Genomic DNA, 24,973 nt, shown 5'->3' with positions numbered 1-24,973 from the left:
GCGCCCATGCTGGCCCGGTCAGCGCCGGGGCGCAGCGCCGGGACGTCGCTCGTTCGGGTGATGGTGGCCGCTGGTCGACGAGCGGAGCCGTGCGTGCTCCGGGCGGAGGTCGTCGACCCGGGTGACGCCGAGCAGCTGCATCGTGCGCTCCACCTCGGCCCGCAGGATCTCCACGGCGCGCGCCACCCCGGCCTCGCCCCCGGCCATCAGCCCGTACAGGTAAGCGCGGCCGACCAGCGCCGCGCGGGCGCCGAGCGCGACCGCCGCGACGACGTCGCCGCCGTGGGTGATCCCGGTGTCCACCAGGACCTCCGCGTCGTCGCCCAGCTCCTGCACCACCGGCTCGATCAGCTCGGCGGGCACCGGGGCGCGGTCCAGCTGGCGTCCGCCGTGGTTGGACAGCAGCACGCCGTCGGCGCCCGCGTCGGTGACGCGGCGGGCGTCGGTGACCGACTGGACGCCCTTGACCACCAGCTTCCCGGGCCAGGCGCCGCGCAGCCACGTGACGTCGTCGAGGGTGAGGGCCGGGTCGAACACCCGGTTGATCACCTCGTACGGGCTGCCGCCGCCCGCGGCGAGCGACTCGAACGTCAGCGGTTCGGTGGTGAGCAGGTCGAACCACCAGCGGGGGTGGCGGGCGCCGTCGACGAAGGTCCGCAGCGACAGCGCCGGTGGGATGGACAGGCCGTTGCGCGCGTCGCGGCGCCGGTTGCCGCCGACCGGGGTGTCCACGGTGAGCAGCAGCGTGTCGTAGCCGGCCTCCCGTGCCCGGGAGACGAGCTCGTGGGCGACCGAGCGGTCGCGCCACAGGTAGAGCTGGAACCAGTGCCGCCCGCCGCGCCCCGCCTCGGCGACGCCCTCGATCGTCGTGGAGCCCATGGTCGAGAGGGCGTAGGGGATCCCGGCCCGGGCGGCGACGGCGGCGACCGCGCGCTCGCCCTCGGTGTGCATCATGCGGGTGAAGCCGGTCGGGGCCAGCGCGAACGGCAGCGACGAGCGTCCGCCGAGGACGTCCCGGCCGGTGTCCACCCGGGAGACGTCGGTGAGCACGGTCGGCGAGAACTCCACCGAGGCCCACACCTCGCGGGCCCGGCGCAGGCTCACCTCGTCCTCGGCGGCCCCGTCGGTGTAGTCGAACACCGCCCGCGGCGCCCGCCGGCGGGCCAGCTCGCGCAGGTCCCCGATGCTCGACGCGCGAGCCAGCCGGGCCGCCGTGCGGTCCAGGGTGAACGGGGCGGGCCGCAGCAGCGGCGCGAGCTCGGACGGGCGGGGAATGCGACGGCGCACCATCGCCCCGACACTAGGTGACCGCTCAGCGTCGGCGCAGCAGTTCGTAGGCGGCGACGGCACCGGCGGAGGCGACGTTGAGCGACTCGACCCCGCCGTACATCGGCAGCGAGAGGATCCCGTCGAGCCGGGAGCGGACGTCCTCGGTCAGGCCGTCGGTCTCGTTGCCCAGCACCAGGGCGACCCGGGGCGGGAGCGACGCCTCCAGCAGCGAGTCGCCGCCGGCGTCGAGCCCGAACACGCCGAACCCGGCCGCGTGCATGAGGTCGACGCCCTCGGCGGCGGTGGCACAGCGCAGCACGGGCGCGGCGAACGCCACCCCGGCCGAGGCCTTGATCACCAGTGGGTCGATGGCGGGCACCCCGCGGCGGGGCAGGAGTACGCCGTCCAGACCGGCGGCCGTCGCGCTGCGCAGGATCATCCCGACGTTCGACGGGTTGGTGACGGCGTCGAGGACCAGCACCGACGCCGGCCGCCGGGTGCCCAGGTCGGACAGGAAGTGCTCCAGCGGCGACATCCGCGGGGCGACGACGTCGGCCAGCACGCCCTGGTCGTGGCGCCCGTTGCCGGCCAGCACCTTCACCCGCTGCGCGGTCGCACGCTGCACCGGCACCCCGCGGTCTCGGGCGGCCGCGGTGATCTCGCGTTCGCCGCCACCGCGCACCGTGTCGGCCAGCACGACCTTGTCGACCTCCAGGTCGGGGTCGGCCAGCGCCTCCAGGACGGGCTTGCGGCCGTAGACCGTGATGAACCGGTCCTTCGGGGAGACCGCACCTGCATCGCTCACGGGGAGAAGCGTCGCACGTAGGATCGCGGCCATGCCGTCCCGGCTCTCCGCACTCGACGCGTCCTTCCTGTACCTGGAGGAGGCGACCACCCCGATGCACGTCGGCGGGGTCGCCGTCTTCGAGCGCGCGGACGACGGGTTCGACTACGACCGCCTGGTCGAGCTGATCGAGCAGCGGATCGCGCTGGTGCCGCGCTACCGGCAGAAGGTGCGCCACGTCCCGGCCAACCTCGCGCGTCCGGTGTGGGTGGACGACCCGGAGTTCGACATCGCCTACCACGTGCGGCGCTCGGCGCTGCCCCGTCCGGGCAGCGAGGACCAGCTGACCGACCTGGTCGGACGGCTGATGTCCCGGCCGCTGGACCACACCCGTCCGCTGTGGGAGATGTACCTCATCGAGGGGCTCGGCCCCGCCGGGGACGGCGACACCGGCCGGGTCGCGATCCTCACCAAGACCCACCAGGCGATGGTCGACGGGATCTCCGCGATCGACATCGGCCAGGTCATCCTCGACGTCTCCGCCGAGCCGCGGGCCACCCCGGACGAGCTGTGGATGCCGCGCCCCGAGCCGACCGACGGGCAGCTCGTGCTCGACGCGATCTCCGAGGCCGTCACCCGCCCCACCGAGATCGTGGACAACGTGCGGGTCGCCGCGGGGGACGCGCTGGCCACCGTCGGCAAGCTCGCCGGGGCCGCGGGCAAGGTCCTGAACATGGCCCGGACCGCGGGTCGTCGCGCGCCGGGGCTGCCACTGAACGCCGAGATCTCCACCCAGCGCCGGTTCGCGCTTGCCCGCACCGACCTGGAGGACTACCGCAAGGTCCGCGCCGCCTACGGCTGCGACGTCAACGACGTGGTGCTCGCCGTGATCGCCGGTGCCCTGCGGACCTGGCTGATGTCACGCGGCGAGCCGGTCGCCGGGTCGTCGTCGGTGCGGGCGCTGGTGCCGTTGTCGGTGCGCGGCGAGGGCGACGTGCCCAGCTCGGCGGCCGGCGGGTCGCTCGGGAACCGGGTGGCCTCGTTCCTGGTGGACCTGCCCGTCGGCGAGCCGAGCCCGCTGGTGCGGCTGCACCAGGTCACCCACCAGATGCGCGAGCACACCGACACCGGCGACGCCGTCGGTGCCGACACCCTGGTCCGGATCGGTGGGTTCGCCCCGCCGACGCTGCACGCCGTCGGTGCCCGCGCCGCGAACGGCATGGCACGGCACTTCTTCAACCTGGTCGTCACCAACGTCCCCGGGCCGCAGTTCCCGCTCTACGCGGCCGGGGCGCGGATGCTGGAGATGTTCCCGGTGGTCCCGCTGGCGAAGGGCCAGGCCGTCTCCATCGGCCTGACCAGCTACGACGGCGGTGTCTACTACGGCCTGAACGGGGACCGGGACGCCATGGGCGACCTGGACGTGCTGGCCGGGATGGTGGACGAGTCGCTCGAGGAGCTCCTCGAGACACTGCGACAGTCGGGGTGAGCCCCGTCAGAGGAGAACACCGTTGAGGATCTACCTCCCCGCAACCTGGCCGATGCTGGCCCGCGCCGTGAAGACCGGGAACTTCGAGCCGCTCGGCGGCACCGCCTTCGCGCTCACCCCGAAGCTGCGCGAGTCCTACACCGCGGGTGACGACGAGGAGCTCGAGTACGCCGCGATGAACGAGGCAGCGCGGGCGTCGCTGCGGCTGCTCGCGGTCGAGTTCGGCCTGGGCGAGAACGACACCCCCGCCCGCCGGGTCGTGGTGTCCGCCGACACCGACGACGTCACCCTGCGCCCCGACCTCGACGACGGCGCGGTCCGGGTGACCGGCCCGGTGCCGCTGTCGAAGATCGCCGCCGTGCACGTCGACCTGCCGGAGGCCGAGCACGCCGTCCGGGAGGCGGCCGGTGCGGTCGACAAGGCCGACCTGGGCGACATGGACGCCGAGTTCCTCGTCGGCGAGGCCGAGGACCACGAGCTGGCCTGGTACGACGGCACCGAGCTGCCGTTCCTGGTCGAGCTGGGCTGAGCCCCGACGGGCCCTCAGCCCGCTCCGGCCCCCGGCGCGGGGTCGTGGAACACCGGGTCGCGGCCCTCCAGCCGCGCGGCGACGGCCTCGCGCTGGTTCGGGCTCGCGATCAGCGCACCGATCTCGGCCTGCTCGGCGGCGAGCTGCTCGGCGGGCGGACGGGGCGTCGTGAGCAGCCGCTTCGCCGCGCGGACCGCGTGCGGGTTGCGGGCGGCGATCTGCCGCGCGGTCGCCAGCGCGGCGGCCCGCGGGTCCTCGGCGGTGCGGGTCGCGAGCCCCAGCGCGACGGCCTCGGTGCCGGACACCGTGCGCCCGGTGAAGGTCAGGTCGCGGGCGACGTCGCGCCCGACCAGCTGCGGCAGCAGCAGCGTGCCGCCCATGTCGGGCACCAGGCCCCAGACGATCTCCAGCACCGACAGCGTCGCGGTGGGGGCGACGATCCGCAGGTCCGCGCCGAGCGCGATCTGCAGTCCGCCGCCCAGCGCGTGCCCCTGCACGGCGGCGATCACCGGCACGTCCAGTTCGGTCCAGGCGTACGCGGCGCGCTGCCCGGTCGCGCGGGCCGGGGAGCCGTCGCGCGGCGGGGGCAGCTCGGCGGTGGCCGAGAGCCGTTCGCCGGCGCGCATCGCGCGGAACATGTCGCGGTCCAGACCCGCGCAGAAGTCCGGCCCCTGCGCCGACAGCACCACGACGCTGACGTCCGCGCGGTCGCGCAGCGCGTCCGCGGCGTGCACGATCGCGGTGAACTGGGCGACGTCGAGGGCGTTGCGGCGCTCCGGCCGGGTGAACCGCACCTCGGCGACGCCGTCGTCCACGGTGGTCCGGACCCGCTCGCTCATGCACCGCACCGTAGCCCGGATCGGAGGCAGCCACGGCCCGTCGTCGCGCCGCAGCGGCACCCGGAGGGCCGGGGCCCTCAGCCGCGGACGGGTGGCTCGATGGTGATCGGGGCGCCCCAGCCGTCGTAGCGGACGAGGACATCGAGGGCCGCGCCGTCGGGCAGCTGCTGGCGGACCCGGCTGCGCAGCGGCCTGCGTTCGGCGTCGACCCAGATCTCCGAGCTCAGCCGGGTCAGCCCGGCCCGCTGCTGGGCCTGCAGCGCCCCCCGGCGCGCCGGGTCGGTCTCGGTCGCCACGGCCCGCACCAGGTCGACGACCAGCGTGTAGTGCACGGCCGGGGTGCCGTCGACGGCGTCGTCGGCGGCGTCGGCGACGAGCACCGCGTCCGGGTAGCGGGCCACCGCCCCCAGCGGGTCGACCCCGGCGGCGACGTTCGCGGCGAGCGTCGCGTGCGCCATCTGCTCCGGCGGCAGCGGGACCCGTCCGGCCTCGCCCCAGCCGCCGTCGCCGGGGCGCAGCCAGGTGCGGCCGCCGATCCGGATGATCTCGGTGCTCCGTGCGACCGTGCCCGACGGCCCCGAACGCAGCAGCAGCCGCACCGCGGGGGCGTCCCCGGCCCCGTCGACCCGCAGGGCGCCGTCGCCGGTCACCGGGACGGTCGTGCCGTCGTGGGTCAGGGTGCCCGCCACCGACAGCGTCGAGCCGCCGTCGAGCCGGGTGCGGGCCCGCACGTCGGCGACCAGCGGGGCCGGGTCGTAGTACTTCGGCAGCGCCGCCGGCGCGACCGCGGGCGGCGGGGTGGCGCCCGACGAGCCGGGCCACGAGCACCCGGACAGCCCGGGTACCAGCACCGCCCCGCACAGCAGCAGCGTCATCGCGCGCCGTCCCGGCACTACCCGCTCCCCGGCCGTCGTCGTGATCGTCGGAACTGTCAGGACCGACAGGACCGTCAGAACCTGTCGCTCGCCAGCGCCACCAGCACGCGGCGCAACGCGTCGAGTCTGCCTCCTCCGAGTGCGCCGGAGGCGACCAGGTCGTCCAGTGCACACTCCGGGTCGGCGGGCGGCCCGAGGTGCCCGCAGCCGCGCGGGCAGTCCTCGATGGCCTCGGCGAGGTCGCCGAACGCGGCGACGACGTCGTCCGCGCTGACGTGCGCGAGCCCGAACGACCGGACCCCCGGGGTGTCGACGACCCAGCCGTCGGCGTGCGGGAACGCCAGGGCCGCGGTGGTCGTGTGCCGGCCCTTGCCGACGCCCGACACCCGCCCGATGGCCTGGGTCGCGGCCGGGACGATCGCGTTGACCAGCGTGGACTTGCCGACCCCTGAGTGTCCGACGAGCGCGCACAGCCGCCCGGACAGCTCCGCGCGCAGCGCGTCCAGCCCGGTCGGCGGCCCGGACTCCGAACGTCCGGTCACCAGCACCGGCACCCCGAGCTCGCGGTACTGCGCGGCGAACGGCTCGGGGTCGGCGAGGTCGGACTTGGTGAGGCACAGCACCGGCTGCAGCCCGCCGGCGAACGCCGCGACCAGGCAGCGGTCGACGAACCCGCTGCGCGGCACCGGGTCGGCGACGGCGGTGACCACGATCAGCCGCTGCGCGTTCGCGACGACGATCCGCTCGTAGGGGTCGGTGTCGTCGGCGGTGCGGCGCAGCACGGTCTCGCGCTCGGCGACCCGCACGATCCGCGCGAGGGTGTCCGGCTCGCCGGACAGGTCCCCGACGAGGTCCACCCGGTCCCCGACGACGACCGGCGTCCGGCCCAGCTCGCGGGCCCGCATGGCGACGACCTGGGGGAGGCTCGGGTCGGCGTCGACCGCGCAGGTCCAGCGGCCCCGGTCGACGGCGGTGACCATCGCGCGGGTCGCGTCGGCGTGCGCGGGGCGGCGCTTGCTGCGCGGACGGCTGCCGCGCCGTCCCGGGCGGACGCGGACGTCGGACTCGTCGAGCCTGCTGATGTCGCGGGGCACGTCAGTTCCCGACCAGCGCCGCCCACCGGCCGGGGAAGTCCGGGATGGTCTTGTCGGTGCTGGCGACGTCGTCGATCTCGACGCCCGGCACGACCAGACCGATGATCGCGCCCGCGGTCGCCATCCGGTGGTCGGCGTAGGCGCCCCAGGGCCGGTCGGCGCGCCCGGTCAGCGGCTTCGGTTCGATGACCAGCCCGTCGTCGGTCTCGGTGACGGCGCCGCCGAGCGCGGTGATCTCGGTGGCGAGCGCGGCGAGCCGGTCGGTCTCGTGCCCGCGCAGGTGCCCGATCCCGCGCAGCCGCGAGGTGCCCGAGGCGAGCGCGGCGATCGCCGCGACGGTGGGTGCGAGCTCGCCCGCGTCGTGCAGGTCGACGTCGACGCCGCCGAGCCGGTCCGGGCCGGTCACGGTCAGCCCCTCGGCGGTGTGCGACACGGTCGCGCCGAACTGCTCCAGCACCGGCAGCACGTCGACGCCGGGCTGGGTGGTCTCGGCGGGCCAGCCGCGCACGGTGACCCGCCCGCCGGTCACGACGGCCGCGGCGAGGAACACCGCGGCGTTCGACAGGTCGGGCTCGACCGTCCAGTCCCGCGCCGCGACCGGCCCGGGCTCGACCCGCCAGCTGTTCGGCTCGCCGTCGTCGACGACCACCCCGGCGGTGCGGAGCATCTCCACCGTCATGGCGATGTGCGGCAGCGAGGGCAGCGGCTTCCCGTCGTGGCGGACGGTCACCCCGCGCTCGAACAGCGCCCCGGACAGCAGCAGCCCGGACACGAACTGCGACGACGCCGACGCGTCGATCGTGACCTCGCCACCCCGGACCGGGCCCCCGTCCAGGACGAACGGCAGCGCGTCGGCGGCGCCGTCGAAGGACACCGTCGCTCCGAGCTGGCGCAGGGCGCCCAGCACGGTGCCCATCGGGCGCTCCCGGGCGCGCGGGTCGCCGTCGAAGCGGACCGCGCCCGACGCCGTCGCCGCGGCCGGCGGGACGAACCGCATGACCGTTCCGGCCAGCCCGCAGTCGACCTCCGCCGGGAACGCAGCCGTGCCGCCACGCAGGCCGCCGTGCGCGCCGATCCGCACCGTGTCGCCCTCGGTGACGACCGGGACGCCCAGCGCGGTGAGCGCGCCGGTCATCAGCGCGGTGTCGCGGGTGGGCGGCGCACCGTCGACCCGGACCCCGCCGCCGGACAGCCCGGCGAGCAGCAGCGCACGGTTGGTCACCGACTTCGACCCGGGGACGGTCACGGTGCCGGTCACCGGCGACCCGGGCGTGGGGGCGGTCCAGTAGCTCACGCCCCCATCCTTCCCCACATGGGAGCATGGGATGCATGTGCGGCCGTTACGCCTCCACCAAGGCCCCCGCGGACCTGGCCGACGAGTTCCACGCCGTCGACGCGACGCAGGAGTCCTCGCAGCGTCCGGACTACAACGTGGCGCCGACCAAGGACATCACCGTGGTGGTCGAACGCCACCCCCGCGACGAGAGCGGCGAACCCGACCGGGACGTCACCGAGCGGTCGCTGCGGACCGTCCGCTGGGGCCTGGTGCCGTTCTGGGCGAAGGACCCGTCGGCGGGTGCGCGGATGGTGAACGCCCGGTCGGAGACGATCACCGAGAAGCCCGCGTTCCGCCGTGCGGCCGCGTCGCGGCGCTGCCTGTTCCCGATGGACGGCTGGTACGAGTGGCAGCGCCACGACGCCGTCCCGAAGAGCCAGGGCGGGACCGGCAAGCCGACCAAGCAGCCGTACTTCACCCACTACGCCGACGACGCCACGATGGCGATGGCCGGCCTGTGGGAGTACTGGCGTCCCAGCGGCGGCGAGCTCGCCGAGAAGTACCCGGACGGCCTGGTCACCGCCTGCGTGCTCACCACCGAGGCGGTCGGCCCGCTCGCCCAGGTGCACGACCGGATGCCGCTCGTGCTGCGCCCCGACGACTGGTCGGACTGGCTCGACCCGGACCGCGACACCGGCGACGACCGGGTCACCCGGCTGCTCGTCCCGCCGACCCCCGAGCTGGTGTCCACCCTCGAGATCCGGCCGGTGTCGCCGCAGGTCAACAACGTCCGCAACAACGCTCCCGAGCTGCTCGACCGGATCCCCGACGACCAGGTGACCGAGCCGATCCAGCTCGACCTGCTGTCGTGACCGGGGCGCGCGAGGTCGACACCCCGCGCGGACCGGCCCGGGTCACCCTGCACCGGGCGGAGCAACCGCGCGGCCTGCTGCTGCTCGGGCACGGCGCCGGCGGCGGTGTCGACGCCCCCGACCTGGTCACCGCGACCGCGGCGGCCACCGCCGCCGGGTTCGACGTCGGCCTGGTCGAGCAGCCCTACCGGGTCGCGGGCCGGCGGGCCCCCGCCCCGGCCGGGCACCTCGACGAGGCGTGGCTCGCCGTCGTCGCGGCGGTGCGGCCCGGCCACGACGGGCCGCTGGTCGTCGGCGGCCGCAGCTCCGGTGCGCGCGTCGCCTGCCGCACGGCGACGACGGCCGGTGCCGCCGCGGTGCTGTGCCTGGCCTTCCCACTGCACCCGCCCGGCCGCCCGGAGCGGACCCGGGCCCCGGAACTCGACGGGGCCGGGGTGCCGGTGCTCGTGGTGCAGGGCCGCAGCGACCGGTTCGGCGTCCCGGCCGACGGGCCCGACCGGCGGGTGGTGCTGCTCGACGGCGACCACGGTCTGAAGAAGCAGCACGACCGGCTGCGCGAGGTCGTCGCCGGATGGGCGGCGGAGCAGCTCGCCCGGTAGAAGCCGGTAGAAAAGGTATGCCTACCCTTATGTGCCCGGTATGTTCCCTCCGTGTCGAAGATCCGATCCTTGAGAGCGTCGGCGGCCGCCGCGGTCCTGTCCGCGCTGCTGCTCGTGGTGGCCGGGTGCGCCGCGGCGCCCGAGCCGGCCCCGTCCGGGGGAGGCGGCTACACGGTCACCCACGCGATGGGCGAGACGCGGCTGCCGGCGCGGCCGTCGCGCGTCGTGGTGCTGGACTCCCCGCACCTGGACGCGCTGGTCGCGCTCGGGATCGTCCCGGTCGGGGCGAGTGAGTCGTCGGTCGGGGCCGGGTTCCCGCCGTACCTGGCCGACCGCCTGACGGGCACCCGACCGACCGGAGCGATCAACGATCCCGACCTCGAGGCGGTCGCGTCGTTGCGGCCCGACCTGATCATCGGCTCGGCCACGCGGCACACCCCGCTCCACGCGCAACTCGCGCGGATCGCCCCGACCGTGTTCTCGGTCGGCAGCGGCACCGACTGGACCGAACAGGCCCGGGTCACCGCTGCCGCAGTGCAGCGCACCGGCGAGATGGAGGAGCTGCTCGAGGGGTGGCGGCTGCGCGCCGAGCAGGTGGGCAGGGAGGTCGGCGCGCCCGGTCGGACGGCGTCGATCGTGCGGTTCCAGCCGGAGTCGTTCCGGCTCTACGGGCCGAGGAGCTTCTCCGGGTCCGTGTTGACCGCGATGGGCTTCGAACTGGGCGACCGTGCCTGGAACGAGTACTCGATGCTGCAGGTCGGACCGGAGATGGCCTCGGAGATCGACGGCGATGTCGTGTTCTTCACCGACCGGGCCGGTGACCCGTCGGCCGGTGCCCGGGGTGCGGTGAGCAGGTTGTGGGGCACCGCCGCCGCCGTCCGCGCCGGCCGGGTGCACGAGGTCGAGGACGAGACCTGGATGGTGGGGATCGGCGTGCTGGGCGCCGACCGGATCGTCGACGACGTGCGGCAGCGTCTGGCCCCGGGCCCGCCGTCCTAGCGGGCCCCGGCCAGCAGCGCGGCGAGCTCGGCCGCGGGGCGTGGCGACCCCAGGTGCCAGCCCTGGCCGATGTCGCATCCCAGGTCGTGCAGCCTGCGGGCCTGCCAGCCGGTCTCGACCGACTCCGCGACGACGGTCAGCCCGAGGGTGTGCGCCAGCTCGATCATCGCCGAGAGGATGACCGGGCTGTCGACGTCGCCGGGGCCCGGGTCGTCCGGGCCCTCCTCGCCGGGGCAGGCGCCACCCCGGCCGGTGACGAACGACCCGGCCAGCTTGAGCACGTCCACCGGCAGCCGGTGCAGGTAGACCAGGTTCGAGTAGCCGGTGCCGAAGTCGTCGATGGCGATGCGCACCCCGAGCCGCGACAGCTCCTCCAACGCCTGCACCGGGCGCCCGGCGGCGGACATGAGGTCGCTCTCGGTCAGCTCCAGCTGCAGCGACGAGGCGGGCCACCCGGTCCGCTCCAGCACGTCGGCGATGCGGAGGACGGCGTCGGGCCTGCGCAGCTGCTGGCCCGCCACGTTCACGCTGAGCACCAGCCCCGCGTCGGCGCCCGAGTCCACCCAGGACCGGGCGTCGGTGCAGGCCTGCTCCAGCAGGTGCAGCCCCAGCGGGACGATCAGGCCGGTCTGCTCGGCCAGCGGGATGAACACGTCCGGGCCGAGCCGCTCGCCGTCGGCGGTGCGCCAGCGGGCCAGCGCCTCCACCCCGACGACGGCGCCGTCGTCGAGCGCGACCAGCGGCTGGTACTCCAGGTGGAACTCGCCGCGCTCCAGCGCACCCGGCATCCGGCCGGCCAGCTCGAACAGGTGCACGTCGTTGGCGTGCCGGGCCGGGTCGAAGACCGCGATGCGGTCCCGGCCGTCGCGCTTGGCCCAGTACATGGTGGTGTCCGCGGCCTGCATGAGCTCGGCGGCGCCCGCGGCACCGGCGACGTCCTCGCCGGTGGCGGTGCCCGCGGCGTCGCGGAACGGGCGGGCGACGACCCCGATGCTGGCCGACACCACCACCTCGCGGCCGCGCACGTGCACCGGCCGCCGGACGACGGCCAGCGCCCGGTCGGCGACCTCGGCCAGCTGCTCGACGCCGGTGCACTGCTCCACGAGCACCACGAACTCGTCGCCGCCCATCCGGGCGACGGTGTGCCCTGCCGGGCGGAGCTCGGCGTCGAGGCGGTGCGCGACGGTGCGCAGGAGCTGGTCACCCGCGTCGTGGCCGAGGGTGTCGTTGACGGCCTTGAAGCCGTCGAGGTCGAGATAGCAGACCCCGACCGGGGCGGGGGAGCCGTACGGCCCGGCGAGCGCGGTCTCGAGCCGGGTGAAGAACAGCGAGCGGTTCGGCAGCCCGGTGAGCGGGTCGTGCTCGGCCTGGTGACGCAGCCGTGACTGCAGGCGGCGGCGCTCGGTGACGTCGGAGACCATCGCGACGAGGTAGCGGGGCTCGCCGTCGGGGGAGCGGACCAGCGAGACGGTCAGCTCGGTCCACACCTGGTCGCCGTCGACCCGGAAGTAGGCCTTCTCCATCCGGACGTGCCCGATCCGCCCGGCGAGCATGGACTCGATCTGCGGCCACATCTCGGGGGTGTCCTCGGGATGGATGAACTCGAACACCGAACGGCCCACGAGCCCACCGGGCCGGTGGCCGAGCATCTGGGTCAGCGTGCGGTTGGCCTCCAGGATCTGGCCCTCGGTGTCGGCGACGCCGATGCCGATCACGGAGCTCTCGAACACCACGCCGTAGCGCGCCTCGGAGCGCCAGCGGGCGTCCTCCGCGGCGGCGCGTGCGGCGAACGCGGCCGAGCTGATCCGCTCCTGCTCCAGCCGGGTGCGGTCGCGCAGCATCCGGGCGTACCCCGTCGACAGCGCCCCGACCGCCCTGCTCCAGCGGCGGAACCGTGGACCGTTCCCGATCTTGTAGACACCGGTCGTAGACTGCCGCTGATCGCAGCGGAGGGGATCGCGTGGCGACACGCCGCCATTTCACCCAGGAGTATAAGGACCAGGCCGTCAGTCTTGTCCTCGATTCCGGCCGAACAATCGCCGAGGTAGCGAAGAGTATCGGCGTCCACGAGATGACGTTAGGCAAGTGGGTGAAGAAAGCACGCGAATCCGGGCAGGTCCCGGACACGGACCTGTCCGAACCGGAGCGGGCCGAGCTGGAACGGCTCCGCAAGGAGAACACGACCCTGCGAATGGAGCGGGACTTCGCAAAAAAAGTAGCGACCTGGTTCGCGAAAGAACAGCCGTGAAATACGCGGCGATCGCGGACTGGGCAACCGAGGGCGAGTATCCGGTCACGTTCATGTGCGCCCAGCTCGGCGTGGCCCGACAGGGCTACTACCGGTGGCTCAAGACCGGACCCAGCCAGCGGGAACGCACCGACGCCGAGCTCACCGACACGATCCGAGAGATCCACCACGACCTGCGCGGTGACCCCGGCGTGCGCCGGGTGTGGGCCGAGCTGGTCGCTCGCGGCCACCGGACCGCCCGCAAGCGGGTCTGGCGGCTCATGCGCGCCGCCGGCCTGCAAGGCCGCCACCCTCACACCTGGCGCAAGACGACCGTCGCAGGTCTACGCCCGATCGACGCCCCGGACCTGATCGGGCGTGACTTCACCGCCGAGGCTCCCGACACCCGCTGGTGCGGCGACATCACCTACATCCAGACGGTCGACGGCTGGGCCTACCTCGCCACCGTGATCGACCTGCACTCCCGCAAGGTCGTCGGCTACGCCGTGGCCGACCACCTGCGCACCAACCTGATCATCGAGGCCCTCGCCGCCGCCCTGCTCACCCGCCGCCCACCAGCCGGAGTGATCATGCACAGCGACCGCGGGACGCAATACACGAGCCGGGAGTTCACCGACTTCTGCGCCGCCAACAATGTGGCCCGATCGATGGGCCGACGCGCCACCTGCTTCGACAACGCCGTCGCCGAGTCGTTCTTCGCCAGCTACAAGAAAGAACTCATCCACACCCGGCCATGGAACGACGTCACCGAGGTCCGACAGCAGACATTCGCGTGGATCGAGAGCTACTACAACCGTCGCAGACGGCACTCCACCCTCGGATACTTGACACCCACCGAATACGAGCTAGGATTCAGGAAAATAACCGACTTGGCAGCCTAAACCGGCGTCAAAGAAATCGGGAACACTCCACCGCTCCGGGTCGAGGGTGTGCTCGGCGAAGTGCTCGGACAGCACGTCGATCGAGCAGCGCAGGGCGGCCGGGTCGGTGAGGTGCGCGGCGACCAGCTCGGCGCCGACCTCCTCGGCCATCGTCTCCTCGGCCCGCCCCTCGACGACGGCGGTGAACCACCAGGCCGCGCCGGACAGCACCGCGTGCAGGTCGGCGCGGGCGGCGGAGACGAAGCTGCGGGCCTCGATCGCGGCGACCCAGGCGTCGGCCAGCGCCGAGGGCCCCGGGCCCCCGTCGTCGGGCAGGACGGGGACGGGTTTCGCCATGACGGCTCTCCCTCCCACTGTCAGTCGCCGGGCGGCCCGGTGTGACGGGCGACGGCGGCCAGGCCGGGGTAGCGCTGCGCCTCGGGGCCCACCGGGGTCTCCGGACGCCAGAGCGGGATCCGCACGACTCCGGGTTCCACCAGCTCCAGGCCGGCCAACAGCGCCGTGAGCTCCTCGGTGTCGCGCATCCGCATCCGGTTCGGGGACGTGTCCCTGTTGTAGAGGTTCTGGGCCTGACTCGCACCGGAGAGGCCCCCCTCGTCACTCGCGTGGCTGACGACCACGTGGCTGCCGGGGACGGTCGCGGCGGCGTAGGCGGCGATGATCCCGGCCGGGTCGGCCTCGTCCGGGACGAAGTGCAGCACCGAGACGAGCAGCACCGCCACCGGCTGCGTCAGGTCGAGGTGGCTGCGGGTCAGGGGGTCGTCGAGGACCCGTCGCGGGTCGGTCAGGTCGGCGGCGAGGACGGCCGTCGACGGGTCGTCGTCGAGCAGCGCACGGCTGTGCGCGACGGCGATCGGGTCGTTGTCGACGTAGAGCACCCGGGCGTCGTCGCAGGCGGTCGCCGCGACCTCGTGCACGTTGCCGACGGTCGGGATGCCCGAGCCGAGGTCGAGGAACTGGCGGATCCCCCGCGCGCACAGGTGGTGCACGGCCCGGCGCAGGAACGCCCGGTTGGCCTGCGCGACGGCCGCCATCTCGGGCAGCGCGTCGAGCACCCGGTCGGCGAAGGCACGGTCGACCTCGAAGTTGTGCGACCCGCCCAGGTAGTAGTCGTAGACCCGGGCGACGCTCGGGCTGGTCATGTCCACCTCGTCGGGCGCCCATTCCGGTCGGTCCACGCGTGCTCCCCGTTGCTCGTCTCGACGGTGCCGACGGCGGTCCGGGGCCGTCGGTGACCGACCCTACTGGCGCGGAGCCCGGATCGGACCCGTCCGTGTGACCCCTGCGGTCAGCCGGTCGCGATCGGTGCGACGACGGCGCCGGTGAGTGCCACCAGGTCCGCCGGGGCGAGCTCGATCTCCAGGCCGCGCCTGCCCCCGGAGCAGAACACCGTCGGGTGCTCCTCCGCGGAGACGTCGAGGACCGTCGGCAGCCGCCGACGCTGGCCCAGCGGGGAGATGCCGCCCGCGACGTAGCCGGTGGTCCGCTCGGCGTCGGCGACGTCGGCCATGACGGCCTTCTTCCCGCCCGCGGCGGCGGCCAGCGCCTTGAGGTCCAGCTGGGCCGACACCGGCACGATCCCGACCGTCATGGTCCCGTCGACGAGTGCGACGAGGGTCTTGAACACCCGTCGCGGGTCCTGCCCCATGACGGCGGCGGCCTCCTCGCCGTAGCCCGCGCCGTCGTGGTGGGTGTAGGTGTGCAGCTCGTGCGCCACCCCACGCTTGCTCAGCAGCGCCGTCGCCGGGGTGCCCCTGCCCGCCATCGTCGGTGTCCTCCCGTCCTCGTCCCGGGGTCCCGACCCGGGGGGTGACGGAGAACCTACGGGAATGCCGTCCGGCGCCGCACCGTTGTTGCGGGGGTGACGACATCAGTGATGGAGAGGCCCGGGGCCGCGCCGCCGGACGGCCGCGAGCGGCCGGGGCGCGTACCCTCCGACGCGTCCGTCGTGCCGGTGACCCGCACCGGCGCGCGACTCGTGTCACTGGAGAGGGAACCTTTGTCAGTACAGCCGGATGAGCCGGACCAGCCGGAGACGGGTGCGGCAGGGACCGATCCCGCGGAGCTCGCCGCCATGGTCGGCGTGGCCGACGAGGACGGCAACCGCGCGCCCGAGGACGAGAGCGTCTCCGACCGCACGGCCCGCTTCGAGCGCGACGCGATGCCGCTGCTCGACCAGCTCTACGGTGCGGCGCTGCGCATGACCCGGAACCCGGCCGACGCCGAGGACCTGGTGCAGGAGACGTTCCTGAAGGCGTACTCGGCGTTCGGGTCGTTCCGCCGCGGCACCAACCTCAAGGCGTGGCTGTACCGGATCCTGACCAACACCTACATCAACGGGTACCGGAAGCGGCAGCGTCAGCCCCTGCAGTCGCCGACCGACGAGATCACCGACTACCAGCTGGCCCAGGCCGGTGAGCACAGCTCGACCGGTCTGCGCTCGGCCGAGGTGGAGGCGCTCGACGCGCTGCCCGACAGCGACGTCAAGGAGGCCCTGCAGGGCCTTCCGGAGGACTTCCGCATGGCGGTCTACCTCGCCGACGTCGAGGGGTTCGCCTACAAGGAGATCGCCGAGATCATGGGCACCCCGATCGGCACCGTGATGTCGCGGCTGCACCGTGGCCGGCGCCAGCTGCGCGACATGCTGACCGACGTCGCCCGTGAGCGCGGCTTCGTCCGCGACGGGGGCGCCGGCGCGACCGGGGACCGGGAGGTGACGGCATCGTGAGCGCCGCCGAGGGCTCGGGCGCACCGCTCGAGCGCAACCCCATGATCCAGGACCCGCCCGCGAACACCGGGTGCAGCGAGGTGCTGGCGGAGGTGTGGCTGTTCCTCGACCACGAGTGCGACCAGGAGCGGCGACGCCTGCTCCAGCAGCACCTGGACGAGTGCGGGCCCTGCCTGGCCGAGTACGGCATCGACGAGAAGCTGAAGGCGCTGCTGGCCCGCAAGTGCGGTGGTGAGGCGGCCCCGGCCGGGCTCAAGGACCGGCTGCGGTCCCAGATCCGCTCCGCGGTGCTCGAGCAGGCCCAGGTGACCGTGGAGAGCGGCCCGGAGGGCACCAGCGTCTCCGTGTCGCACCAGCGCACCGAGTACCGCAGCGGCTGACCGGCACCGCCGCTCCGGCGGCCGACCCGCCACCGACGCGAGAGGGCGGGCACTCCCACCGGGGTGCCCGCCCTCTCGCGTCGGTGTCGCCGAGCTCAGCAGTTCGGCTTCTTGCCGTGGTTGGCGCCCTTCTTGGCGCGGTCACGGCGCTTGCGTGCACGCTTGGACATCTCGACCCTCCTTCCCGTCCGGGTCACGGTTCCGCGGCGGTGCCGCGGGAGCTTGGTAGGGGCGATTCTCGCATGTGATGGGATGGGCGATCGTGACCACGCTGAGCGAGCTGCTCGCCGAGCACACGACGATGGACGGCGAGACCGCCGATCACCTCCAGCGCGTGGTCGGTGAGTGGCAGTTGTTGGCCGACATGTCCTTCGCCGACTTCCTGCTGTGGGTGCCGCTGGACGACCTCCACGCGGGGACCGGCGGTGCCTCCCGGGCGGCGACCGCGCAGTTCCTGTGCGTCGCCCAGGCCCGGCCCACCACCGCGCCGACCGCCCACCCGGACGACGTCGTCGGACGCCGGGCGGTGCCGGTGGAGGTCGGCCAGCTGCGCCGGGCGGTGCTGGAGGGCCGGATCTGCCGCGACGACGACCCGCGCTGGCACCTGGAGGTGCCGGTGCGGCGGGAGACCATCCCGGTGCGGTTCAAGGGCCGCACGGTGGCGGTGCTGTCCCGCGACACCAACCTGTCCACCCCGCGCGTCCCGAGCCCGCTGGAGATCGCCTACCTCGGCAGCGCCTCGGACCTGTGCCAGATGATCGTGGACGGGACGTTCCCGCCGCAGTCGGGTCCGCCCGGCTCGGCCGAGGGCAGCCCGCGCGCGGGGGACGGCCTGGTCCGCCTCGACGTGCACGGCAACGTGGCCTACGCCAGCCCGAACGCGCTGTCGGCGTACCACCGCATGGGCCACGCCAGCGACGTCGCCGGGGCCGACCTCGCGACGGTCACCAAGGCGCTGGTGCTGGACCCGTTCGACGCGAAGGACGTCGCGGGCCGGATCAACGAGGCACTCGACGGCGTCCCGTCCACCCGGATGGAGATCAAGGGCCGTCGGGCGACGATGCTCGTGCGCGCACTGCCGCTGCGCCCCCGCGGCGACGCGGCGGGCGCACTGGTGCTGGTCCGGGACGTGACCGACCTGCGCCGCCGGGACGCGGCGTTGATGAGCAAGGACGCCACCATCCGCGAGATCCACCACCGGGTGAAGAACAACCTGCAGACGGTCGCGGCGCTGCTGCGGATGCAGGCCCGGCGCAGCGAGCACCCGGAAGCCGGTCGCGCGCTGGAGGAGTCGGTCCGCCGGGTCACCTCCATCGCGCACGTGCACGAGGCCCTGGCCTACTCCGTCGCCGAGGTCGTCGAGCTCGACGAGCTGCTGCCGAAGGTGCTGCCCGCCATCCGCGACGGCGCGACGACCGAGTCCCGTGCCCGGGTACGCGTCGACCCCGGTTTCGGGGCGCTGCCCGCGGCGAAGGCGACCCCGCTGGTGCTGGTCCTGGCCGAGCTGACGCACAACGCGCTGGCGCACGCCTACGACCCCGGTACGGCGGGGGAGGTGGTCGTCAGCCCGGTGCGCTCGGCGAGCCGGCTGGAGGTGTCGGTGGCCGACGACGGCCACGGGATGCCGGCCGACTTCGAGAAGTCCAAGGGGCTGGGGCTGCAGATCGTGCGGACCCTGCTGACCTCCGAGCTGGAGGCGACGATCGAGGTGCGGGCCCGGGAGGGCGGCGGCACGGTGGCCGTGGTCCGGGTGCCGCTCGGCGGCTCCTGAGGACAGGGGATGGGAGGGCGGCGGGGCAACGGTTCCGCAGCCCGTCGTCCCCGGGCGGTCGCTGCGGTGCGGCGGACGACCGATCCCGGTCACTCCCGGTGACCCGGGGCGTGGGAGAGGGCCCGGAGGGCACCGGATACGCTCGTCCCGTGACCGTTGATCCCGGTGCCGTGGTCGCGCCGGTACCGTGGTCGACCGTCACACCGGGGTGGCAGATCACCCCGAACGCACCTCGGGCCCGTGGCCGGTGGCGTCCGGCTACGGGCCCGAGGTCGGGGAGCTACTTCTTCTACTTCTCGGAGCTACTGCCCGAGGCGCGCGAAGCGACTGTTCCCGGGACAGCTGTTCCTGCCGTGGTCCGGGCGAGTGCCCGGAGGCGGCTGCCTACGCGGTGCGAGCGCGCGGACGGGTGCTGCGCCGCTTCAGGGCGCGCCGCTCGTCCTCGCTCATGCCGCCCCAGACACCCGCGTCCTGACCGGACTCGAGGGCCCACTGCAGGCACGACTCGGTGACCGGGCAACGCCGGCACACGCTCTTGGCCTCCGCGATCTGCATCAGGGCGGGGCCGCTGGTGCCGACCGGGAAGAACAGCTCCGGGTCCTCGTCGCGGCAGATCGCGTCGTGACGCCAGTCCATGATCACTTTCTCCTCTGGTGCGCGATCGGGGTCCCGCCGATCGTCTGTGCGCTGATGTTACGTGCATGTTTCGCAGCTTGTGAATACTTTCACGAGCCACCACGGTCCTCAATGGGGAACTGCTCGCGGGATACGTGAGCGCCCTCATAGGGAACGCACGCAGACAGACCTGTGCCCGGGACTTCGAGCCGCCCTGGGCCGGTTCCACGATCCAGTGTCCCTGTCCCACGCGGAATCGGCCACCCGAAAACGGTGTCGACCCGGACACCCTCTGAGTGAGGGGCCCGGCCCGGTGGGACGGAACCTCCACGAGCGGCGCTGCTCGTGGCCTCGCTTGCGTAGGACCACCTTGGATCACGGGTTTGGCCTGGTATAAGCCCCAACGGGACCGACGGTCCGCTCACATCGGTGAATGGCGGGGTAGCTCACTCCAGCGTGTGAGAGCGCCCGCACGATGAGCGACGAACCGTCCGTCTCACACGACGACGCGTAACGCTCCGGGCACGCTCAGGAATTCCACGTCGGTGCGCATTCCGAGGTGGTCGCCGTCGAGCTGGAGCGCGAGGGGCTGTTCCGAAGTGATCCGCACCCGGCCGACCGCGTCGTGCCGGACGATGTGCCGCCCGTGCGGGTCGCCGTCGGCGGCCAGGATCTGGCGCAGGGTCGAGGCGATCGTCCGCGGGCTCAGCCCGGTGAGGGCGAACAGCCCCAGCCCGCTGCCGAACGACGAGCGGGGGTTGGTCCGCACCGCGCGGCCGGACAGGAAGGTCCACGGGTCGGTGTTGGAGACGAACGCCAGCCGCACCCCGGTCAGCGGCGCCGCGTCGGGCAGCTCCACCGTCATCGACGGCGGCCGGCGCAGCTGCGCGAGGTACTGGGCGATCGCGGTCAGCGCGTAGCGGCCGGGGCTGGCCTCGTGGCCCTGCGCGCGGGCGCGCTCCACCGCGGCCACGACCTCGGCGTCCCAGCCCATGCCGGCGTTGAAGGTGAACCAGCGGTCGTCGGCCCAGCCCAGGCCGACCAGCCGTCGTCGTCGCTGGGCCAGCGCGGTCAGCACGTGCCCGGTCGCCTCGACCGGGTCGCGCGGCATGTCCAGGGCGCGGGCGAAGACGTTCGCCGAGCCACCGGGGACCACCGCGAGCATCGCCGTGGCGTCCGGGTCCGGCCGCGGGGCGCCGCTGCCCGAGCCGGTCTGCGCGGCCAGGAGCCCGTTGACGACCTCGTTGACCGTGCCGTCGCCCCCGAGCGCCACGACGAGCTCGACGCCGTCCGCCACGGCCGCCGCGGTCGCCTCCGCCGCGTGGCCCCGGTAGCGGGTCTGCAGGACGTCGAGCTTCAGCTCGCTGGCCAGGGCCTTGGTCAGCACGTCCCGGCCGGCGGCGGTGGTGGACGTGGCCTGAGGGTTGACCACGAGCAGCGCGCGCACGGGCCGACTGTATCGACCGCGCACCGGGCGGTCCGTCGGCCGCCCGGCGGTGGCCGTCACGCCGGGCGGCCTATCCTCGCGAGGTGGCCGATGACCGTGACGCCCGCCCCGCGACGCGGGAGCGACCGCCGGAGAACGTGCGGGTGGCGGGGGTGCTCGTCGCGGCGCAGGGGCTCGTCGGCGCCGTCCTCGCGGTCGTGCTCGGCGTGCGCGCCCTGGAGGCCGGTGGCGCACGCCTCTACTACGGGCTCGCCGAGGCTGGGATCTTCGTGCTCATGGCGGCCGCCGTGGCCGGTGTCGGCTACGGGCTGGTCCGCGGGGTGCACGGCTGCCGCACGCCGGCGATCGTCGTGCAACTCCTGCTGTTCCCGGTCATCTACTACGCGCTGGGCCCCAGCCGGCAGCTGGTGTGGGGCATCGTCTGCGGCCTGTTCGTGCTGTTCACGTTCCTGATGCTGATCAGCGAGCAGTCCCGCCGCTGGTCGATGGGCGACGAGTACCCCGAGGACTAGCGTCCGGCCCGCCCGGCCAGCGCGACGAGCGGGTCGCCGGTGAGCCGGTAGGTGGTCCATCCCTCGTTCGGCACCGCGCCGACGGAGCGGTAGAAGCCGATGGCCGGGGTGTTCCAGTCCAGCACGTTCCACTCCAGGCGCTTCCAGCCGCGCCGGGCCACCTCGGCGGCCAGCTCGGCGAGCAGGGCCGCGCCGTGCCCGCCGCCGCGGGCGGCGGGGGTCACGTAGAGGTCCTCCAGGTGGATCCCGGCGACGCCCTCCCAGGTGGAGAAGGTCCGGAACCAGATGGCCGTGCCGACGACCGCGCCGTCGTCGCCGGTGGCGACCAGGGCCCCGGCCGACGGGTCGGGGCCGAACAGCGCGGCGTGCAGCTGCTCCTCGGTCAGCCCGCACTCGTCCGCGGCCTTCTCGTAGTCGGCCAGCTCGTGCACAAGCCGGACCATCACCGGCACGTCGTCGGGGGTGGCCGTCCGGACGCTCACTGGTCCTCCGTTGGGGTGGGGCGCTGGTTGACGTGGTCGAGGCGGGGGACCCCGCGCTCGAACCCCAGCACGCTGACCCCGGCCGGGTCCATGCGGAAGTGCACCCCGCCACTCGTGGGCAACCCGATCCAGCGCGCCGTCAGCACCCGCGAGAAGTGGCCGTGCCCCACGAGCACGACATCGCCGTCGCCGAGCAGGGCGCGTGCGTCGGCGAGCACGGCGTCGGCGCGGGCCGCGACGTCGTCGGGGGTCTCACCGCCGGGCCACGGTCCGTCCCAGATCGTCCAGCCCGGTAGGGACTCGCGGATCTGCGGCGTGGTCCGGCCCTCGTTGTCGCCGTAGTCCCACTCGACGAGCCGGTCGTCGACCGCGTCCACCCGCAGCCCGGCCAGCTCGGCGGTGTCCCGCGCGCGCGAGCGCGGGGAGCAGAGGACCCGGGCGGGCGGGGCGTCGTGGCGGACCAGGGCCAGCGCGGTGCGCACCCGGCGGGCGGCGACCCGGCCCTGGTCGGTCAGCGGGACGTCGGTGCGGCCGGTGTGCTTGCCGGTGCGCGACCACTCGGTCTCGCCGTGGCGCAGCAGGAGGATCCGTCCCTCGGGATCGGCGTCGGTGCTCACGTGCGGCGACGCTAGTCGCGGACGCTGCGGGACGCTCACGGTGATCACGTCACCCGGTCGGGTCGGATCGGTCCCCGACCGGGGAGTCCGCCGGGCGCGCCGTACCCGCAGGGTGGCCGGTTCGGCTGAGATCCGTGGCGGACCACGAGCCGAGGAGCGTCATGTCGTCGCAGTTCTCCCACCGCCCCTCGCGGCGGCGCATCGCCGGGATCGCCGCCGCGGCCGGCCTCGCGGTCACCGTCGCGCTGACCGCGCCCGCCGCCGCGGGCACCGCGGTGGCCGCGCCGTCCGCCCCGGCGGCGCAGGCGGGCGCGATCGGCCCGGGCGTGCAGATCGCCACCCCGGTCACCGGCGGGGCCGAGCTGTGCACCGCCAACTTCCTCTACACCCCGGCCGCCGCGCAGGACGGACACCGGGACGGGGCCGACGGCGCCGAGCACCAGGCAGCGCCCGCCGGGGCGCTCTACCTGGGCGCGGCCGCGCACTGCATGGCGGGCGAGGACGCGATGTCCTCGGTGGACGGCTGCAGCGAGCCGGTCATGCCGGAGGGCATCGAGGTCGGCATCCGCGGCCGCGACGGCAGGAACTACACCGGACGGGTCGCCTACAACTCCTGGGCGGTCATGCAGGACCGCGGGGAGAGCGACCCGCAGCTGTGCCTCTACAACGACCTGTCGCTGATCCGCCTCGACCCGGCGGCCGTCGCCGTCGCCGACCCCACGGTCCCCGGCTTCGGCGGCCCGACCGGGCTCGACACCGACGGCACCGAACAGGGGGAGAAGGTCTACAGCTACCAGCCCAACCAGCTCGTGGCGACGCCGTACAAGCAGGGGCTGAGCCTCGGGCAGCCGGAGGGGCCGCGCACCCACGTCGTCTCCACCACGCCGCCGGGGGTCCCGGGCGACTCGGGCTCGGGCTACCTCGACGCGCGCGGCCGTGCGTTCGGGCTGCTGTCGAGCCTGATGCTGCCGACCAACACCAACGGGGTCACCGACATCGCCCGCGCGCTGGCCTACGCCGAGCGCTACGGCGACGTCGGCGCGCTGGAGGTCGTCCCCGGGCGGGTCCCGTTCACCCCGGGCGTGCTGCCGCTGACCGAGCTGCCCACCGGCCCGTCGCTGCCCGCGCTCCCGCTGCCCGACCTCACCCCGGCCCCGCTGCGCTGACCCGCTGAGCCGACCCGGTGCACCGCCGGGGACCGGCGCCGCACGCCCCTCGGTGTGCGGGTGGCCACTCCGGACGTGCCGGGTGACCGGTTCCCGGCGCGCGCCCGGTTAGACTCGCCGCCAGATCCGACAGCTCGTCCCGGCGCGGCGCCCCTATCCCGGCGTGGCGGGCGGGATGGCCGTCCGGCACCGCGAGCAGGTCGACGTCAACCCGCGACGCCCGGTGCGACGGCAGGCGCGTCCGTGCGCCGCTCTCGTACCGCACCACCCGTGGAGTTCTCCCATGACGCTCGCCCAGGACCCGACCACGCGCTCCGCCCCCGACCGGCACGAGGTGTTCGGCGCGCACGAGGGCGGCAAGCTCGCCACCGGCCTGACCGCGCCGCTGGCCGACGAGCGCGACCTGTCCATCGCCTACACCCCCGGCGTCGCCTACGTCTGCCGCGCCATCGCCGACGACGCCTCGCTGGCCGCCCGCTACACCTGGGCGCACCGGCTGGTCGCCGTCGTCAGCGACGGCACCGCGGTGCTCGGCCTCGGTGACATCGGGCCGCGCGCGTCGCTGCCGGTGATGGAGGGCAAGTCGGCGCTGTTCAAGTCCTTCGCCGGGCTCGACTCGATCCCGCTGGTCCTCGACACCACCGACGTCGACGAGATCGTGGAGACCCTGGTGCGGCTGCGACCGACCTTCGGTGCGGTCAACCTCGAGGACGTCGCCGCGCCGCGCTGCTTCGAGCTGGAGCGGCGCCTGGTCGAGGCGCTGGACTGCCCGGTCATGCACGACGACCAGCACGGCACCGCCGTCGTGCTGCTCGCCGCCGTCGACGGCGCCTGCCGGGTGCAGGACCGCTCGCTGTCGGACCTGCGCATCGTGATCTCGGGGGCCGGCGCGGCCGGCATCGCCTGCGCCCGCATCCTGCTGACCGCGGGCGCCTCGGACGTCGTCCTGCTGGACTCGCGCGGGGTCGTCGATGCCGGACGTGGCGGGGAGAAGGCCGCCCTGGCCGCCGTCACCAACCCGCGCGGGGTCACCGGCGGGGTCGCCGAGGCACTGGCCGGTGCGGACGTGTTCGTCGGGCTCTCCAGCGCCACGCTGCCCGAGGAGCTGCTGGCCACGATGGCCCCGGAGGGCATGGTCTTCGCGCTGTCCAACCCCGATCCCGAGGTGCACCCGGAGGTCGCGGCCCGGCACGCCGCGATCGTCGCGACCGGCCGCAGCGACTTCCCGAACCAGATCAACAACGTGCTGGCCTTCCCGGGGATCTTCCGCGGGGCCCTCGACGCGCACGCCCGCCGCATCACCGACGACATGAAGATCGCGGCCGCGCGGGCCATCGCCGACGTCGTGGCCGACGAGCTGTCCCCGCAGAAGATCGTGCCGGGCCCGTTCGACCCGCGGGTGGCCCCGGCCGTCGCCGCGGCGGTGGCCCGCGCCGCGGCGACGCCCGTCTGACCGCCGGCCGTCGGGCGGCCATAACCCCGGTTACGAAACGTGTGCAAT

The 24,973-nt window shown here is 74.3% G+C and carries 28 protein-coding genes; 13 read left to right on the top strand and 15 right to left on the bottom strand.

The genetic code is table 11. The annotated features are described in order from the left end of the window. Positions 1 to 18: 18 nt before the first annotated feature. Together Ae717Ps2_RS22020 and Ae717Ps2_RS22015 are read right to left on the bottom strand one after the other, a co-directional pair. Positions 19 to 1,290: an alpha-hydroxy acid oxidase gene (locus Ae717Ps2_RS22020; protein ID WP_075310370.1), complete on the bottom strand. Its 1,272-nt coding sequence runs from the start codon at positions 1,288 to 1,290 to the stop codon at positions 19 to 21. A 22-nt stretch (positions 1,291 to 1,312) separates the two neighbouring features. After that, complete coding sequence (locus Ae717Ps2_RS22015; RefSeq protein ID WP_075310372.1) at positions 1,313 to 2,107, bottom strand: RNA methyltransferase; 795 nt, start codon at positions 2,105 to 2,107, stop codon at positions 1,313 to 1,315. On the opposite strand from Ae717Ps2_RS22015, the gene Ae717Ps2_RS22010 reads away from it, so the two are divergent. Together Ae717Ps2_RS22010 and Ae717Ps2_RS22005 are read left to right on the top strand one after the other, a co-directional pair. Next, positions 2,106 to 3,542, top strand: coding sequence for a wax ester/triacylglycerol synthase family O-acyltransferase (locus tag Ae717Ps2_RS22010; RefSeq protein WP_020622724.1), 1,437 nt, complete (start codon positions 2,106 to 2,108; stop codon positions 3,540 to 3,542). The genes Ae717Ps2_RS22015 and Ae717Ps2_RS22010 overlap by 2 nt on opposite strands. A 22-nt stretch (positions 3,543 to 3,564) precedes the next feature. Further along, the gene (locus Ae717Ps2_RS22005; RefSeq protein ID WP_043276975.1) at positions 3,565 to 4,071 is read left to right on the top strand and encodes a hypothetical protein; all 507 of its coding nucleotides are present in this window, start codon (positions 3,565 to 3,567) and stop codon (positions 4,069 to 4,071) included. Between the two features lie 14 nt (positions 4,072 to 4,085). On the opposite strand, the gene Ae717Ps2_RS22000 is transcribed toward Ae717Ps2_RS22005, so the two are convergent. The 4 genes from Ae717Ps2_RS22000 to aroA all read right to left on the bottom strand — a co-directional run bounded on the left by Ae717Ps2_RS22000 (position 4,086) and on the right by aroA (position 8,173). After that, the gene (locus Ae717Ps2_RS22000) at positions 4,086 to 4,910 is read right to left on the bottom strand and encodes a crotonase/enoyl-CoA hydratase family protein (RefSeq protein ID WP_075310374.1); all 825 of its coding nucleotides are present in this window, start codon (positions 4,908 to 4,910) and stop codon (positions 4,086 to 4,088) included. A gap of 77 nt (positions 4,911 to 4,987) precedes the next feature. Further along, positions 4,988 to 5,803, bottom strand: coding sequence for a hypothetical protein (locus tag Ae717Ps2_RS21995; protein ID WP_143510438.1), 816 nt, complete (start codon positions 5,801 to 5,803; stop codon positions 4,988 to 4,990). A gap of 56 nt (positions 5,804 to 5,859) precedes the next feature. Continuing rightward, positions 5,860 to 6,879, bottom strand: a complete 1,020-nt coding sequence (gene rsgA, locus Ae717Ps2_RS21990; protein WP_020622720.1) for a ribosome small subunit-dependent GTPase A — start codon at positions 6,877 to 6,879, stop codon at positions 5,860 to 5,862. Position 6,880: 1 nt separating this feature from the next. Beyond that, positions 6,881 to 8,173: a 3-phosphoshikimate 1-carboxyvinyltransferase gene (aroA, locus tag Ae717Ps2_RS21985; RefSeq protein ID WP_020622719.1), complete on the bottom strand. Its 1,293-nt coding sequence runs from the start codon at positions 8,171 to 8,173 to the stop codon at positions 6,881 to 6,883. Positions 8,174 to 8,208: 35 nt separating this feature from the next. Here aroA and Ae717Ps2_RS21980 point away from each other — a divergent pair, with 35 nt between their 5' ends. The 3 genes from Ae717Ps2_RS21980 to Ae717Ps2_RS21970 all read left to right on the top strand — a co-directional run bounded on the left by Ae717Ps2_RS21980 (position 8,209) and on the right by Ae717Ps2_RS21970 (position 10,625). Continuing rightward, the gene (locus Ae717Ps2_RS21980) at positions 8,209 to 9,027 is read left to right on the top strand and encodes an SOS response-associated peptidase (RefSeq protein ID WP_075310378.1); all 819 of its coding nucleotides are present in this window, start codon (positions 8,209 to 8,211) and stop codon (positions 9,025 to 9,027) included. Then, positions 9,024 to 9,626, top strand: coding sequence for an alpha/beta family hydrolase (locus tag Ae717Ps2_RS21975; RefSeq protein WP_075310380.1), 603 nt, complete (start codon positions 9,024 to 9,026; stop codon positions 9,624 to 9,626). Before Ae717Ps2_RS21980 ends, Ae717Ps2_RS21975 begins: the two co-directional genes overlap by 4 nt. 69 nt (positions 9,627 to 9,695) lie before the next feature. Beyond that, positions 9,696 to 10,625 carry an ABC transporter substrate-binding protein gene (locus Ae717Ps2_RS21970; RefSeq protein ID WP_198932223.1) on the top strand — a complete coding sequence of 310 codons (930 nt, stop codon included), beginning with the start codon at positions 9,696 to 9,698 and terminating at the stop codon, positions 10,623 to 10,625. Here Ae717Ps2_RS21970 and Ae717Ps2_RS21965 read toward each other — a convergent pair. Further along, positions 10,622 to 12,466: a bifunctional diguanylate cyclase/phosphodiesterase gene (locus tag Ae717Ps2_RS21965; protein WP_075333848.1), complete on the bottom strand. Its 1,845-nt coding sequence runs from the start codon at positions 12,464 to 12,466 to the stop codon at positions 10,622 to 10,624. The genes Ae717Ps2_RS21970 and Ae717Ps2_RS21965 overlap by 4 nt on opposite strands. Before the next feature lie 119 nt (positions 12,467 to 12,585). Here Ae717Ps2_RS21965 and Ae717Ps2_RS38405 point away from each other — a divergent pair, with 119 nt between their 5' ends. After that, positions 12,586 to 12,873, top strand: coding sequence for a transposase (locus Ae717Ps2_RS38405; RefSeq protein WP_075333031.1), 288 nt, complete (start codon positions 12,586 to 12,588; stop codon positions 12,871 to 12,873). Then, positions 12,870 to 13,754 carry an IS3 family transposase gene (locus tag Ae717Ps2_RS21955; protein ID WP_075333032.1) on the top strand — a complete coding sequence of 295 codons (885 nt, stop codon included), beginning with the start codon at positions 12,870 to 12,872 and terminating at the stop codon, positions 13,752 to 13,754. The genes Ae717Ps2_RS38405 and Ae717Ps2_RS21955 overlap by 4 nt, the downstream gene beginning before the upstream one ends. Here the strand turns inward: Ae717Ps2_RS21955 and Ae717Ps2_RS21950 are convergent. The 3 genes from Ae717Ps2_RS21950 to ybaK form a co-directional block, all read right to left on the bottom strand. Further along, positions 13,719 to 14,090: a hypothetical protein gene (locus Ae717Ps2_RS21950; RefSeq protein WP_075333847.1), complete on the bottom strand. Its 372-nt coding sequence runs from the start codon at positions 14,088 to 14,090 to the stop codon at positions 13,719 to 13,721. The genes Ae717Ps2_RS21955 and Ae717Ps2_RS21950 overlap by 36 nt on opposite strands. Before the next feature lie 20 nt (positions 14,091 to 14,110). Continuing rightward, entirely contained in the window at positions 14,111 to 14,932 is an 822-nt protein-coding gene (locus Ae717Ps2_RS21945; protein WP_075310384.1) for an SAM-dependent methyltransferase, read from the bottom strand. Between the two features lie 110 nt (positions 14,933 to 15,042). Beyond that, entirely contained in the window at positions 15,043 to 15,519 is a 477-nt protein-coding gene (ybaK, locus tag Ae717Ps2_RS21940) for a Cys-tRNA(Pro) deacylase (protein WP_075333846.1), read from the bottom strand. Positions 15,520 to 15,828: 309 nt separating this feature from the next. Here ybaK and Ae717Ps2_RS21935 point away from each other — a divergent pair, with 309 nt between their 5' ends. Both Ae717Ps2_RS21935 and rsrA read left to right on the top strand, forming a co-directional pair. Then, positions 15,829 to 16,482, top strand: a complete 654-nt coding sequence (locus Ae717Ps2_RS21935) for a sigma-70 family RNA polymerase sigma factor (RefSeq protein ID WP_020623038.1) — start codon at positions 15,829 to 15,831, stop codon at positions 16,480 to 16,482. 41 nt (positions 16,483 to 16,523) lie between these two features. Continuing rightward, on the top strand, positions 16,524 to 16,862 hold the full coding sequence (rsrA, locus tag Ae717Ps2_RS21930) for a mycothiol system anti-sigma-R factor (protein ID WP_043277336.1): 339 nt from the start codon (positions 16,524 to 16,526) through the stop codon (positions 16,860 to 16,862). Between the two features lie 95 nt (positions 16,863 to 16,957). On the opposite strand, the gene Ae717Ps2_RS40495 is transcribed toward rsrA, so the two are convergent. Next, complete coding sequence (locus Ae717Ps2_RS40495) at positions 16,958 to 17,032, bottom strand: 50S ribosomal protein bL37 (protein ID WP_369804880.1); 75 nt, start codon at positions 17,030 to 17,032, stop codon at positions 16,958 to 16,960. Positions 17,033 to 17,124: 92 nt separating this feature from the next. Here Ae717Ps2_RS40495 and Ae717Ps2_RS21925 point away from each other — a divergent pair, with 92 nt between their 5' ends. After that, positions 17,125 to 18,633 (top strand): sensor histidine kinase, encoded by a 1,509-nt coding sequence (locus Ae717Ps2_RS21925; RefSeq protein ID WP_075334344.1) that lies wholly within the window; start codon positions 17,125 to 17,127, stop codon positions 18,631 to 18,633. Between the two features lie 384 nt (positions 18,634 to 19,017). Here Ae717Ps2_RS21925 and Ae717Ps2_RS21920 read toward each other — a convergent pair whose 3' ends face one another. Together Ae717Ps2_RS21920 and Ae717Ps2_RS21915 are read right to left on the bottom strand one after the other, a co-directional pair. After that, positions 19,018 to 19,269 carry a WhiB family transcriptional regulator gene (locus Ae717Ps2_RS21920; RefSeq protein ID WP_043277332.1) on the bottom strand — a complete coding sequence of 84 codons (252 nt, stop codon included), beginning with the start codon at positions 19,267 to 19,269 and terminating at the stop codon, positions 19,018 to 19,020. Positions 19,270 to 19,744: 475 nt separating this feature from the next. Beyond that, positions 19,745 to 20,695: a diacylglycerol kinase family protein gene (locus Ae717Ps2_RS21915; protein WP_020623034.1), complete on the bottom strand. Its 951-nt coding sequence runs from the start codon at positions 20,693 to 20,695 to the stop codon at positions 19,745 to 19,747. Positions 20,696 to 20,778: 83 nt separating this feature from the next. Here Ae717Ps2_RS21915 and Ae717Ps2_RS21910 point away from each other — a divergent pair, with 83 nt between their 5' ends. Next, on the top strand, positions 20,779 to 21,207 hold the full coding sequence (locus tag Ae717Ps2_RS21910) for a hypothetical protein (RefSeq protein WP_060710703.1): 429 nt from the start codon (positions 20,779 to 20,781) through the stop codon (positions 21,205 to 21,207). Here the strand turns inward: Ae717Ps2_RS21910 and Ae717Ps2_RS21905 are convergent. Then, complete coding sequence (locus tag Ae717Ps2_RS21905; protein ID WP_020623032.1) at positions 21,204 to 21,689, bottom strand: GNAT family N-acetyltransferase; 486 nt, start codon at positions 21,687 to 21,689, stop codon at positions 21,204 to 21,206. The two genes, Ae717Ps2_RS21910 and Ae717Ps2_RS21905, sit on opposite strands and share 4 nt — an antisense overlap. Further along, the gene (locus tag Ae717Ps2_RS21900) at positions 21,686 to 22,306 is read right to left on the bottom strand and encodes a histidine phosphatase family protein (protein WP_075310388.1); all 621 of its coding nucleotides are present in this window, start codon (positions 22,304 to 22,306) and stop codon (positions 21,686 to 21,688) included. Before Ae717Ps2_RS21900 ends, Ae717Ps2_RS21905 begins: the two co-directional genes overlap by 4 nt. 161 nt (positions 22,307 to 22,467) lie before the next feature. On the opposite strand from Ae717Ps2_RS21900, the gene Ae717Ps2_RS21895 reads away from it, so the two are divergent. Together Ae717Ps2_RS21895 and Ae717Ps2_RS21890 are read left to right on the top strand one after the other, a co-directional pair. After that, a complete protein-coding gene (locus Ae717Ps2_RS21895) occupies positions 22,468 to 23,472 on the top strand; it encodes a hypothetical protein (RefSeq protein WP_075310390.1) in 1,005 nt (334 codons plus the stop codon). 283 nt (positions 23,473 to 23,755) lie between these two features. Beyond that, the gene (locus tag Ae717Ps2_RS21890) at positions 23,756 to 24,925 is read left to right on the top strand and encodes an NADP-dependent malic enzyme (protein ID WP_075310392.1); all 1,170 of its coding nucleotides are present in this window, start codon (positions 23,756 to 23,758) and stop codon (positions 24,923 to 24,925) included. Positions 24,926 to 24,973: the final 48 nt, after the last annotated feature.

It is taken from the genome of Pseudonocardia sp. Ae717_Ps2 (assembly GCF_001932475.1).
Lineage (GTDB): Bacteria > Actinomycetota > Actinomycetes > Mycobacteriales > Pseudonocardiaceae > Pseudonocardia.
The sequence above is the reverse complement of the archived record's forward strand: the minus strand, read 5'-3'. Positions and strand labels throughout refer to the sequence as shown.